Origin of the sequence: Oceanirhabdus sp. W0125-5, assembly GCF_027938815.1 — a bacterium.
In the GTDB taxonomy this organism is placed as follows: Bacteria; Bacillota; Clostridia; order Clostridiales; family Clostridiaceae; genus Oceanirhabdus.
Map to the genome: position 1 here is coordinate 5004204 of NZ_CP115913.1, position 13574 is coordinate 5017777.

The following is a 13574-nucleotide window of genomic DNA, read 5'->3' on the forward strand; positions in this document are numbered from 1 at the left end:
CCTTCCCTGAAACTTATAGTTTTATTCTTTTGTAATAAAATGTGATTCAAACTTTCTTATTAGTATAATATGAAAAAAATTATACGTTAGTGTATGCACTTAAATATTCATTTAAAATATTAAACAGTTTCTTGTGTCAAAACTTTTGTTACTTCATACATTGATAATGTAGTAAAGTTTTAATATTGTATATGAAATGCTCTTTTTGATTTTATAGCCATATATTAAAGCCTTATTATAAACTAAATTTTAGGAAGTGATGTTTTTGATAAGTCTATGTATGATAGTTAAAAATGAAGAGGATAACTTAGAAAGATGCTTGAAAAGCGCTGAAGGAATCGCTGATGAAATCATCATTGTAGATACTGGTTCATCTGATTCTACAGTTGAAATTGCAAAAAAATACACTCCTAATGTTTACTTTTTTAAATGGATAAATGATTTTTCTGCTGCTAGGAATTTCTCTCTTTCTAAAGCTACGGGAGATTGGATTCTTATACTTGATGCTGATGATGAATTAAAAAACAATCAGAAAGACTACATCCGAGAACTTACAACAGATACTAGTATAGACGTATACTGCTTCAATACCTTAAACATAATTAATGAAAATGATAAAAAGAATATTGCTGTTAACCTTAATCCTAGACTATTTCAAAATAAACCTGGATATAAATATGAGGGAGCAGTACACAACCAGCTTATATCAGTTATAAAAAGAGTTAATCCTAACCTTAGAATTAAAAATGCTCCTGTTGATATATATCATTATGGATATTTGCACTCTATAGTTGAGAAAAAACATAAACGTGAAAGGAATATGGAAATATTAAAAGGTTTGTTAGAAAAAGATCCTGATGACACATTTAATCTTTTTAACATGGGAAGTGAACATTACGCTCTTGGAAATTATAAAGAAGCATTTAATTACTATTTAAAATCCTACGAATTGATTGATCCTAAAAATAATTTTTACCCTATGCTTGTATTAAGAATGTCGTTATGCTGTAAATCTTTAAAATCTTTCGACCAATTTTATCATTATGCTGAAACAGCTTTAGAACACTACCCGACCTTTACCGCCCTTTACTATTTAAGAGGCTGTATAAATTACTATTTAGGAAAACCTACTCTAGCTATAGATGATTTTGAAAAAGCTTTATCCTTGGGTGAATCAGACACTTCATTAACCTGTATTAAAGGAGCAGGTAATTTTAGACCTCTAGAACTTTTATGTAAAATTTATTATGAGTTCAAAGATTATAAAAAATGTGCATATTACTGCACAGAACTTATTAGTTACCCTGAAGTCTCTGACTTTGATTCATTAAGAACCATAGTTCATTGCTTGTATAAATTAAAAGCTTCAACTGAAGAAATCGAAGAAATTCTTAAACTTATATTGAATAGTAAAAAAGAAAAAGATTATATATACATCTGTAATATTCTTATAGAAGAAAAAGATTATAATTTAGCTTTTTCTTATGCAGATAAAGGAATGCAAAATTTAAAGTCTAAAGATATACCTGAGGAGATGAAAGCTGATTTAATATCCAAATTCACCTATTTTAAAGGTATATGTGAATTTCATAATAAGAATTATGAAGAAAGTTTGTCTCTTTTAATGAATTTAAATAATAAACAATTATTAGAACTAACTAAACCATATTTACTTTTACTAGGTATATACTTAAAAGATGATGCTATCCTTAAAACCTCCATTTCCACTGATGGACTAATTGGGAAGGTTTGCAATTCATTATATGCACTCATAACAGGTTATACCCCTGAAATTCTAACTTCAGATGAAAAACATTCTATCACTTATCAATTTATAATTTTAAATATTTTTGAAATTTTGTTAGATATTAAGGAAAATAAAATCTTCGATAAAGCCCTTGGTCTTCTAGATTTAATATCTTCAAAAGATATCCATCTAAACCTAGGAAAACTTTATTATAAGTATGATAATTATCCTCTTAGTAAAAATGAATTGATGAAATCAATTGCTATAAATAATCTAATAGATGAAGAGGGATCAAGAATTTTATATAATTTAAACATTAAAGAACCTTAATGTTTAAAAATCTACCTACGGTACCGCTAAAATTAAAAGTCTAAATACTTAAAGCTAGCCACCTATTTTCTTTTTAGGTTGACTAGCTTAATAATTATCTATGAATTTTTTATTATATATCAATATTCTGAGCTTTTTAAAACTTTAACCCTTCAATTATCTTTACCATATCTTCAAGCTGGATTTTATTATCACTCATTATTGAATACTTAAAATCCCCTTTTTCCCATTGAGCTTTCTTTAAATCTTCACCTGTATATTTAACTGTAACAAGTAAATCTCCTACATTTATTGTCTCTTCTTTATCATATACAGTATAATCTCCATCATTTTCAATATTCTTATTAATCTTTTCAATGCTAATTCTTTCCTCAGCTGAATTACGTGCAAATTGTCTCACTATAAATCCATCATCACTTTTTAAATATACTATCTCGCTTTTATTAAATCCCTCTGGTAAATAATTAAATTCCTCTATCTCAAATCCACATTCCTTCTCTACTTCTTCAACTGAATCAGCATTTACCCATGGATTTGGAATCTGAACTCCTCCATTTTCAGTATTTTTTTCAGTAACCCCTGGGGTATTTCCATTACTATTATTTCCTACCAAAGAGTAAACCCCTCCTCCAACTACTAAAATTGATAACATCGCTGCTACAGCTACATATTTTTTAACCTGCTTTTTCATAAATCCCTCGCTCCTTTTATACTTCTTATTGAACTCTAAAATATTTATATTCTCATTATCTTCTTTATTAATTTTATCTTTCACCTTATTCATTGTCTCATTAAAATCGGGAATAATCATTCCTTCTAACTCCATCTTTTCTTCATAATCTATTAAACTCTCTTCAATTAAATTCTCTATATTATCTTTCTTCATAACCTTTCACCTCCATTAAATCCCATGAGTATCATATAAATACTCTTTAATATAACGCTTTGCTCTCATATGCTTTGAACGAATTGTATTAACATTTATACCTTGAATTTTAGCTATCTTCTCAAAGGATATATTATGATAATATTTCATAAGAATAATCTCTTGTAAGTCTTCTTTTAAGCTTTCTATAGCTTTCATAACTATCTTCTTTTTCTCTTTAACTAAATACTCTTCCTCTGGATTTTGCTGTGATTCCATAAGAATATTCCCCTTAGTCACTGTCTCTATATTCTCAGAATGATGTCTTTTATTTTTTTGGATTATAGTAAACAACTCTCTTTTACCTATGGTGAAAATCCAACTCTTAAAATCATCAGTATTCTTTAATGTATGGAAACTTTTATACCCCTTCATAAATGCATTCTGCAGTGCATCGTTTGCTATTTCATTATCCTTGCACATACTATATAAGAAAATGTATAAATCATTATGTACAGTTTGTGCTAGCTTTTCAAACTCTAAAAAACTATCCTTTTCACAATTTAAATTACCACTCATAATTTCTACTCCTAATAAACGTTTATTGATTTTACATATATAAGACTATATCAATTTAAAAAACGTTTTATTTTTCATTAAATTTTTTGATTTTTTTTTGCAAATAAATAGATGAGAAGTTTTAACCTCTCACCTTTAAGTAAAATTTCTATCTATTTTCGATTTTATCTCTTAATTCATTTAGTATATCATTAATATCTGTAATTATCATTCCCTTTAATTCCATCTTTTCCTCAAAGTCTTCAAAACTCTTTTCAATTAAATATTCTATACTATCATTTATCATAAAATTTTCTCCTCTTTTAAACATCTATTTTTTTAAAGTAATCTATCAAAATTTTAATTTAAATATCAAAAGCTTCACATAAATATTCTTTTATAGCCCATTTAGCGTTTTTATGATTTAATTTTATTATATTAATATCGCACTCTTGAATTTCTGCTATTTTTTCAAAGGATAAATTATAATAATATTTTAAAATCATTATCTCTCTCAAATTTTTATCTAAACTTTCAACAGCTTCCATTATCATTTCTTTTGTGTCTTTCTTTACAAGCTTGTCCTGTTGATTTCCATAATTTCTTTTATCTACAGTTATAGTCTTATATAATTCTATGCTTCTATCATTATATCTATTATTTTTTTTAATTATATTATTCATCTCCAGCTTAGCTATTTTAAACAAACATATCTTAAAATCCTCGATAGTATTAAAAGTATTAAATCTTTTATACCCCTTTAATAATACGTTCCTCATAGCATCTTTAACTATGTAATTATCCTCACACATACTATATAAGAAAATATATAAATCCTTATGTATTTTTCTTGTTACATTTTGAAACTCAAAAAAATTGTCCTTATCACAATTTAAAATGTCCATCATAATCTCTGCTCCTGTCACTCATTATTAAATTCCACATTGTTTTGGTAATTATTTTCATTTTTATTCTCGTATTATGACTATAATACGAAAGTATTTTGAAAAAGTTATGTTTATTTTAAATTTTCTTTAAATTTTTTTAATTTTTCTTAAAGTGCAGAAATTATTATAAAATTTATGCTTCAAATATTCATTACTTTTTTAACTTAGGTAATTTATTTTAGATATAATAAAAGATGAGAAGACCATCTCCTCATCTCGTTAAACATATAAAAATTATTTATTCTTTACTAAACTTCAAATCTTTATATTGCTTTTCATAATCTCGACCCATATTATTATTAAATTTCTTAAGATATAATTCACTAAATTCCTGTGGAGTTATCTTAAACCTATTAAGAACATCCATATAATACATCATAACATCTCCAAGTTCTGTTACAAAATGCGCTCTAACCTCTTTATCATTCATAATCTCATCAACTGATTTTTTCTTTATAACAGAAATAACTTCTCCAACTTCCTCTATCATATATAATATAAATGTCTTCCCATGCTCTGGCTCCATAGGTGACCACTTTTCTTTATTCTTATCCCATAATTCATGGGACATATTTAACATATCTGATATTCTTAAGTCACTCATTTACTCCATCCCCTTGCTATGTAATTTATATTGAAAATTATACCATAAAAATAAGTTAAGTACATGCTGGGGATATGCTGGGGACGGTTCATAAAAACTTATTAGTGTTCGAGATTGGACAAGTTATTGTTATGGGGACGGTTCATTAATTTTTAGCTGTTAGCTTGTACATATAGTATACTATTACAAATACTTAGGTGTACAAGCTATCTACTAACTTTTTATGAACCGTCCCCTATTATTTTTTACAAGTTTATTTTTCTTCTTAAAACATCAGCCATCTCGATATTTCTCTTGAACCATGGAGTAAGATTATGATTTTTAAATATTTCTTCTTTTGAAATCCAAAATACCTCTTCAACTTCATCTATTCCTTTACAATATGGATCTCCACTTTTATATTTACAAAGAAATACGATATCCACTACACATTCGCCTTTATCAGTACCAAATGAACTACTATTTACATAGTACATATTTTCCTCTACTTCTACCCCAACCTCTTCCATTATCTCTCTCTTTATGTTTTCTTCTAATATATTTTGAGAAAATCCCAAACCCTCTACTTTTCCCCCTATAAAAGCAATTTCACCTGGTGCATGTTCTTCTTTTTCACTTCTTTTAATCATTAGCCATTTGTCATTATTATAAATAGCACCTTCAACATTAATAATGTACATTTCTTTTCCCCCCCATAGGTAAAATTTTATTATCTATTATCATACTCATGAAATTTATAAGGATTTATTGATTTGTAATAATCAACGTCAAATATCAATTCATCTCTATTCATTTCACCTAATGAGGTATTAAAATTCCAAATTACAAGAGGGGTAATTTCATATAATTCATTATTAATCTTTTCAAAAACTGCTGCATATTGTTGAAAGCGCTTATCATAAACTTCTCTTTTGTTTTTGTATTCCTCACTATCATAAGGTACAATCTTAGCAATTCCATGAATCTGTAATGTTCCTACCGTCACTGCAACATATGGATTTTCTTCTATATTTCTACATTTTAATGTGTCCGAATAACTACCGAAATACAAATGAAAATTATCATCATATGCAAAACAAACAACTGAATTGTCTGGATATTTACTATTTGCTGTTGCTAAAGAAAGAAGTTTTTCTCTTTCTAATATACCTTTAACAGTTTCAAAATTAAGTCTCATAATATCCCTCCCGTATATTAATTAAATTATCTCATATAAGCATATTGTATATTTTTCTATATTATTTAATATATCCCTTTATTTTATAAAATTAAGTATATCTAAATAAAGTCACCACTTATTAAAAGTTAGGTGACTTTCATTTACAATATTAAATTACTTTTTTATATAAACTACATTCATGAACTCTTTTAAATTTTTTCTTCATTTCTTCTTTATCTTCACCTACATAGTGACAAAATGTATCACATAAATATAGCTTTTCAATTACTGATTTTGCCACAGTGCAATTATCTTCATATGTTTTATATATATGAAGATACGATTCCTGCCATTCAAATCCTCTATTAATATACCAATCATTGACCCACTTATCATCGCGTGTCCAAGCTTCTATCAAACTGATTCCTTTTTCTTTTAATTTCTCTATAGCAGTGTTAAATAGCTGTGTTGCTATCCCTAAGCTTCTATATTCCCTTAGTACTGCAATATGCCATATCATAGCTCCTAATTCTTTACCATCTGAGCACACTGTACCAATTTCTGTTTCATATTCTATATCGATTAAACCCACTATCTTATTGTCTATCTCTGCAACTAATTCAATTGAAGGATTTTGATAATGTTCTTTCTCTCTTAATACATTATCAAAATACGCACAATCCAAGAAAGATAAAACTCTACACTCTACCCATCCTCTTTCATCTTTTGCTTCATATTCTCTTATAATCATCTAGTCTTCCCCCGAAATAAATAGTACTTCTGTAATGATTTTTTACTATTACATCACAAATAAAACTATATCATTTTCATAATATCAAGGCTAGGTAACAAACGATTATAATCATTGTTTACATAATTCAAAAACAGGGGACGGTTCATAAAAACTTATAGAATGCTAGTTTGGACAAGCCACTCGCGGGGACGGTTCATTAATTTATATTAAAAGCTTGGACATCACTAAATCAATATTGTAATCATTTAGATACACATATTCTCTTAGTACTTATGAATTGTTACTATATTTCCTATCAATTTTCCTTACAATATCATCTAACTGTTCAGCAGTTAATTCTTCATTCAATGTGGAAGCTAAAACTTTCATCATGAATTCAATTAAATTTCTTCTATATTTCTTATTATAATCTGATCTATCCAACATTTCATAAACTCCTAATGCTCCATAAGTAATTAATTGAAGTTTATTTTTCAAGGGATTCTTCTCTAATTCATTAATTATTTTAACTCCAGTTTTATAAATATCTTCTTCATTAGTTGGATACCACGAAGGTGCATCATGTAAATATGGCGATTTTTCTTCCTTTGATGGGTAAAACACTTTAACCACCTTTTTAAAAAGTGAATCTCCTTGATTATATACCTTTTTTGAAACATAACCTACTTTTCTAATCAGTTCATCCCTTATCTCAATAATCTCATATATATTGTTCATAAGGACCTTCTCATCCAAATTATTTAATAAGTCATCTATTGATTTAATAAATACTCTATTCACACCTAAATCTACTAATCCAGAGTCTGCACTATGTGCCCCTACTATCGCTAACCCCTTTAAAGCATAAATATATGCTTCTTTTAATACCCTAGAATCATCATTTTTAAAATCATATTTTTCTAAACATTCTTCACTAAACATATATAAACACCTCGTCTATCAATATATATTTGTTTAATAATATTAATTTTACTTTACTTTTATATAAATATACGTTTCAATGGTTACACTTATGGAATAATATTGAAACAACATACAAGCTGGGGACGGTTCATAAATTTATTTTATCCGCAGGCATGGACAGGCTTCCAACTAACTTTTTATGAACCGTCCCTGACTTGTCCCATCTTACCTACCTTATATAACTATTTATGAACCGTCCCCCACTTGTATGTCATTAATTATTTTTTAAATCCCCCCTTTACATTTTTTATAAATGCTGTTATAATTTTAAAAACAATTAATAAACACAAAGAAAGAGAATAGTATTCAGTTTTATCTATTTTAAAGAGAGTTGATGATGGTGGAAATTCAACAAATAGACCTGAAGAAAGAAGCTCTGGAGTGGAGTTCAGAAACCCATAATATTTATTCTTATGGTGATTACGAACTACGGAGGCTAACCGTTAAAGACAGCACAGTATGTTAGTACTGATTGAGTGGATTCTGTAAAGTATACTTATTCATATATTCCATTAGAAAGTTTATTGATTGTATACAAAGTTGAAGAATCAAATTAGGTGGTACCGCGAAAGCTACGCTCTCGTCCTATGTTTTAGGATGAGAGCTTTTTTATTTTAGTTTTTTATTTCCGCTTTTGAATCACTCATATCAGCTTTAGTAACTATAACAATAAATTATTAGGAGGAATTACTTATGAATAACAAAAAATTAGCAGATTTACTTTTTCCACATGTAGATAAAAATATTGATTTTTATCTTAAAAAATATCCTAGGAGAAATCTTTCTCCTGAGAAGATTGTTACCCGTTATGCTCCAAGTCCTACAGGTTTTCAACATCTCGGTGGAATGTATGCGTCTCTTATTAAAGAAAAATCAGCTCATCAAAGTAATGGAATTTTCTTTGTTAGAATAGAAGATACTGATCAGAAAAGATTTGTTTCTGATGGTATCGATGATATTATTTCTGCCTTAAAGGAGTTCAATATTCCATTTGACGAGGGTATGATAGATCATGATAAATACAAAGGAGACTATGGTCCATATATTCAAAGCACTAGAAAAGACATTTACCAAACATTTATAAAAGACTTAGTAGAAAAAGGATTAGCCTATCCTTGTTTCTTAACTGAAGATGAGCTTTCAGATATTCGTGACAAGCAGATGAATAAAAAACTACTACCTGGTTGCTGGGGTGAGTGGGCTAAGTATTCTAATTGTTCAATAGATGAGTATATACAACTTATACAGTCAGGTCTTCCATATGTAATACGACTTAGATCCCAAGGTGTACCTGATAATAGAATTGATTTTATAGATTCCATAAGAGGTAAAATATCAATGCCTGAAAATATTCTTCATGTTGTATTAATGAAGAAAGATGGCCTTCCAACATATCATTTTGCTCATGCTGTGGATGATATGTTAATGAGAACTACAGATGTTATACGTGGAGAAGAGTGGCTTTCCTCAACCCCAATACATCTTCAACTTTTTGATATACTAGGATATCCTGCACCTAAGTATGCGCATATTCCTACATTGTTAAAAATGGATGGAACATCTAAGCGAAAACTTAGTAAAAGAAAGGATCCTGAGATATCACTAGAATATTATAGAACTAAAGGGTACGACTTCTCTATTGTTAAAGAGTATCTTCTTCAACTTATTAATTCAGACTATGAAGATTGGAAGAAACTTAATCCAAATTCATCTCCTGATGACTTCAAGATTTCATTCTCCAAAATGAATAGTGCTGGTGCATTGTTTGATGTAGATAAGCTAAATCATATTAGTAAAGATAGAATCTCTTTAATGCCTGCTGATGATATTTACAATAAATGTTTAGTATGGAGTGAAAAATATGATTCAAAATTAAATAATCTTTTGAAGTGTGATAAAGATTATTTTATTAATATATTAAATATTGATAGACACTGTGATAAACCACGTAAAGATATTGCAGTATGGAGTGAAGTTTTTGATTATATTTCTTTTTTCTATGATTCATTGTTTTCTATTAATGAGTCACAAATCAAAGATATGCTTCCTTCTACTTTATCTTTAGCAGATGCAAAGTTATTCATCTCAAGTTATCTTAAAACCTTTTCTTTTGATGATTCTAAAGAAGTATGGTTTGATAAACTTAAAACTTGTGCACTAGATTTTGGTTTTGCTAAAAATAAATCACAGTACAAAAAAGCTCCAGACCAATATAAAGGAGTAGTTGCAGATGCTGCATGTATTATACGTATACTCCTTACAGGAAGAACATCTTCACCAGATCTTTATTCTATTATTAAAGTACTTGGAGACGATAGGGTATTGAAAAGATTAGATTGTTTTAATAAGACAAATAAGACAACTTAGGTACGGTTCATCAATATTTTTTACTTACATCAACTTGCTATTTATAATTCTATAAATTATGACCCTTGGATCATATGTCCTTGGGTCATAACACACTTTATATTTCACTATTATTGAATCTAAATATTGTTTTTATGCCATCCTTAAAAAAAGTTTCTCCACTAGTTTCTTCATATTTGTCACCAGTATAATTTCTTACTGTCTTTCTCCAAAAACCTTGTCCTCTATCATTATTGGTATGACTAGTATACAATTCCCACTTACCTTTAAATCTGTCAAACACCTGTTTAGCTGCTTCCTCTGCAATACCTTTTCCTCTATACGGACTTAATAAAAAGAACTCATAAAGGTAGTAGTCCGTACTTTTAGGAGCATACGGCTTAATTGAAACTAAGTCAAAACCAGCAGGTTTACCATCAACCATTATAATAAATGGGTATAGGTGTTCAGGATTTTCGAACCATACATTTTGTACATCATACTGTTCTGATAAAGTTTTTATTGGCTCCTCTTCAAATATCCCATATTCATTTGGTAAGTCTCCATAAATCTCTGCTAAGTCATGCAGATACAGTGGATAAAAATTTTTAATAATATTTTCTGTTTCTTTAGTTGCTAAAACTGTTTCTACTTTCATAATAGTTCCCCCATATAACCTCATTATTTTCAGTAATATTTAGTTCTTTTAAATTATATCATCATTTTTTTACTGGAACATTATCACAAATAATTCCGAATAAAAGTTGATTACTTTTTATTTTGGGGTATCGTTGAATTCCATAAGAGAAAAGCGTTATCATCAAAATAATTGATAATAACACTTTATTTTAAATTTAAATCTCTTCATAAAGCTTTTTAAAATCTATATCTACAAATGGTATATCATTTTTAATTCTATCTTCTGTTACTTCTATATAATCCTTTTGCCATTTACCTAAAGAATCTAGATTTGAACTTCTATATATTGAACTTAATAAAACAAATTCTCTTAATCTAAAAAACTCATTTAAATTTTCGATCCAGAATATATCAATTTGATTCTCTTCCTTATATCCTGCCATAAAAGTTTTGAATAATTTCTCATTAGGCTCAATATCCATATGCTTTGGATTAGCTCCTATAATATAATAAAATAAGTATACTGCTATATCATAAGCAAACCAGTTATATTCACATTCATCAAAGTCAATAACAGTTATATCATCTCCATCATAAAGCATATTACAAAAAAGATAGTCACTATGAATCAGTCCATATGAATTTTTACTTTTATGTAATTGATTTAACCTATTTATAAGCTCATCCAATTTATTATGAATACTTTCATCTGGTATTACCTCTTTAGCTACTTGTAAGTATTGGTTTTTATCCCAAGCATCTCTTTTAAAATTCTTTTCTGTTCTTTGTACAATTCTATGCATCATTCCTAATGCTTTACCTGCATTAAAAATATTTTCATCTGTTTGAGGTTTTTCATTCCAGTTTACTCCATTAACTTTTTCAAAGATACAAATGAAATAAGTTTCTTTAATACTCTTAATTTCTTCAACATAATCAAACGAAGGAAATCTTACAGGTCTATTAACTGGAGCGCCATTATTAAATAGTATATTAATAAATTCTATCTCTTCTCTTAACTGGGTTTTATTTCTATGAGAAGCATCAGTTATACGAAATATATACTTTCTACTATTAATTTCACCTTCATATATAAAGTTTTGATATCCACCTATTTCAATTAATTTTGCTATATTATATTTCTTTTCTATTATTTTTTTTAGATTATTTCTAATATCATTTTGAATAACTTCTTTCATTTTAACCCCTCCTAAGTAATTAAGCTTTTGCTCTACTACTTAGAAATACTATTCTCATCACAATATCGATATTGTCTAATTATTACTCTCTTTTCAAATATCATATTTTTCTCCTTCTCTTATATATAAACTATTTTTTATTTTTGATATCCAAGCTGTATAAAATTTTTATGAACCGTCCCCAGCTTGTACAATATCCAATATAACTATACCCAAAGATTATTCTCAGTATAATTCAATTTAAAGTTTTTCTTAGATTCATTCCACTCTTCTCTAAGCATATCCATATACATAACATCACTATTTTCTCCTCTTCTACTGTCATAACAGGCTTTTCTGATTATTCCAATCTCCTTGAAGCCTAATTTCTTATAGAATTTTTGCGCTCTCTTATTATCAGCCATAGTTGTTAGTTCAACCTTGATTAAATTTAGATTTCTGAACATATAATCAATGAAATGAGCAAGTGCATCCTCTCCATATCCTTTCCCCTGTTCATCAACCTCACATATTTTTATTCCAAACTCACTAATTCTATTTCTTTTATTCCACCCACCGTAACTCATTTCACCGATTGGTTTCATATCTTCTTTTCTGCAAACAATAAACCTCTTCCCAGATGGAAACAACTCATTCTTTTCAACTTCTTTCTGTACCTGTTGTCTTATAGCTTCTTGACTGTTCATTAACCCATATGGGAAAGTAGCATGTTCCATCATAGCACCATTATTCCACCACTTATACAGATACTTCTCATCTCCTAATTCATATTGTCTAATCACTACTTTATTTCCTATTATCATATTTATTTCCCCTTCACTCATATTATCTATTGATTTATTTTTCCTATATTGTTTGTGCAAGCTCTAATGTAGCTTTTTATGAACCGTCCCTAGCATGTCCATTCTATATCCATTTAACTTTTAATGAACCGTCCCCAGTTTGTCCCTAGTTTGTCCTTTTTGATTAATCAAATTTACCAAAACTAACTAATCCCAAACTTGTATTCTTTTTAAAACCATAAGCTTCGTAGAATTTTGTCGTTTCTTCAATATTTTCAGTTAAAAGAACCTTCTGTCGTATATCCTTTTTATTATCAAGTATACGATTTAGCAGCTCCGTCCCTATTCCTTTTCTCTTATGGTTCTTTTTCACAAGTATATCTTGAATATAAAGAATTGTTTCTCCATCACCAACTGTTCTTATTAATCCAATTAATTCATTATCTTCCCATGCTGTTATAACATCTAGTGAATTCTCTATTGCCCTAATTAATTTTGGAATATCCTCAGTATATGATATCCACCCAGCATCCTCATAAAGTTCTTTTAACTTATTACTGTCTATATTTTTATTCTCTTTATAATTTATCATTTTATCTCCTCCAAACTTATTAAAAATAATTGTTTATGAACCGTCCCTGACTTGTCCATTCTTGATACATTCTCGGAACAATAAAATTC

The 13574-nt window shown here is 28.3% G+C and carries 15 protein-coding genes and 1 other annotated feature; of the genes, 2 read left to right on the forward strand and 13 right to left on the reverse strand.

Annotation, left to right across the window (positions count from 1 at the left end):
- The first annotated feature begins 280 nt into the window (after positions 1 to 280).
- Positions 281 to 2077 carry a TPR domain-containing glycosyltransferase gene (locus tag OW730_RS23230; protein ID WP_271226431.1) on the forward strand — a complete coding sequence of 599 codons (1797 nt, stop codon included), beginning with the start codon at positions 281 to 283 and terminating at the stop codon, positions 2075 to 2077.
- A gap of 136 nt (positions 2078 to 2213) precedes the next feature.
- Here OW730_RS23230 and OW730_RS23235 read toward each other — a convergent pair whose 3' ends face one another.
- The 9 genes from OW730_RS23235 to OW730_RS23275 form a co-directional block, all read right to left on the reverse strand.
- Complete coding sequence (locus OW730_RS23235) at positions 2214 to 2963, reverse strand: DUF4367 domain-containing protein (protein ID WP_271226432.1); 750 nt, start codon at positions 2961 to 2963, stop codon at positions 2214 to 2216.
- A gap of 15 nt (positions 2964 to 2978) precedes the next feature.
- Positions 2979 to 3521 carry an RNA polymerase sigma factor gene (locus OW730_RS23240; RefSeq protein ID WP_271226433.1) on the reverse strand — a complete coding sequence of 181 codons (543 nt, stop codon included), beginning with the start codon at positions 3519 to 3521 and terminating at the stop codon, positions 2979 to 2981.
- Between the two features lie 148 nt (positions 3522 to 3669).
- A complete protein-coding gene (locus OW730_RS23245; protein ID WP_271226434.1) occupies positions 3670 to 3807 on the reverse strand; it encodes a hypothetical protein in 138 nt (45 codons plus the stop codon).
- Positions 3808 to 3865: 58 nt separating this feature from the next.
- A complete protein-coding gene (locus OW730_RS23250) occupies positions 3866 to 4408 on the reverse strand; it encodes an RNA polymerase sigma factor (RefSeq protein ID WP_271226435.1) in 543 nt (180 codons plus the stop codon).
- Positions 4409 to 4685: 277 nt separating this feature from the next.
- The gene (locus OW730_RS23255; RefSeq protein WP_271226436.1) at positions 4686 to 5051 is read right to left on the reverse strand and encodes a MazG nucleotide pyrophosphohydrolase domain-containing protein; all 366 of its coding nucleotides are present in this window, start codon (positions 5049 to 5051) and stop codon (positions 4686 to 4688) included.
- Between the two features lie 245 nt (positions 5052 to 5296).
- Positions 5297 to 5731 (reverse strand): NUDIX hydrolase, encoded by a 435-nt coding sequence (locus tag OW730_RS23260; protein ID WP_271226437.1) that lies wholly within the window; start codon positions 5729 to 5731, stop codon positions 5297 to 5299.
- A 29-nt stretch (positions 5732 to 5760) separates the two neighbouring features.
- Entirely contained in the window at positions 5761 to 6228 is a 468-nt protein-coding gene (locus OW730_RS23265; RefSeq protein WP_271226438.1) for a pyridoxamine 5'-phosphate oxidase family protein, read from the reverse strand.
- Between the two features lie 151 nt (positions 6229 to 6379).
- Positions 6380 to 6961, reverse strand: coding sequence for a GNAT family N-acetyltransferase (locus tag OW730_RS23270; RefSeq protein ID WP_271226439.1), 582 nt, complete (start codon positions 6959 to 6961; stop codon positions 6380 to 6382).
- A 273-nt stretch (positions 6962 to 7234) separates the two neighbouring features.
- Positions 7235 to 7885, reverse strand: coding sequence for a hypothetical protein (locus OW730_RS23275; protein WP_271226440.1), 651 nt, complete (start codon positions 7883 to 7885; stop codon positions 7235 to 7237).
- 322 nt (positions 7886 to 8207) lie between these two features.
- Positions 8208 to 8518: a binding site (T-box leader), on the forward strand.
- Positions 8519 to 8620: 102 nt separating this feature from the next.
- Between OW730_RS23275 and gltX the strand changes: the two genes are divergently transcribed.
- Positions 8621 to 10294: a glutamate--tRNA ligase gene (gene gltX / locus OW730_RS23280; protein ID WP_271226441.1), complete on the forward strand. Its 1674-nt coding sequence runs from the start codon at positions 8621 to 8623 to the stop codon at positions 10292 to 10294.
- 97 nt (positions 10295 to 10391) lie between these two features.
- On the opposite strand, the gene OW730_RS23285 is transcribed toward gltX, so the two are convergent.
- The 4 genes from OW730_RS23285 to OW730_RS23300 all read right to left on the reverse strand — a co-directional run bounded on the left by OW730_RS23285 (position 10392) and on the right by OW730_RS23300 (position 13485).
- A complete protein-coding gene (locus OW730_RS23285) occupies positions 10392 to 10931 on the reverse strand; it encodes a GNAT family N-acetyltransferase (protein ID WP_271226442.1) in 540 nt (179 codons plus the stop codon).
- Positions 10932 to 11127: 196 nt separating this feature from the next.
- On the reverse strand, positions 11128 to 12111 hold the full coding sequence (locus tag OW730_RS23290) for a phosphotransferase enzyme family protein (protein WP_271226443.1): 984 nt from the start codon (positions 12109 to 12111) through the stop codon (positions 11128 to 11130).
- Positions 12112 to 12317: 206 nt separating this feature from the next.
- On the reverse strand, positions 12318 to 12914 hold the full coding sequence (locus tag OW730_RS23295; protein ID WP_271226444.1) for a GNAT family N-acetyltransferase: 597 nt from the start codon (positions 12912 to 12914) through the stop codon (positions 12318 to 12320).
- A gap of 163 nt (positions 12915 to 13077) precedes the next feature.
- Positions 13078 to 13485 carry a GNAT family N-acetyltransferase gene (locus OW730_RS23300; protein ID WP_271226445.1) on the reverse strand — a complete coding sequence of 136 codons (408 nt, stop codon included), beginning with the start codon at positions 13483 to 13485 and terminating at the stop codon, positions 13078 to 13080.
- Between the last annotated feature and the right edge of the window lie 89 nt (positions 13486 to 13574).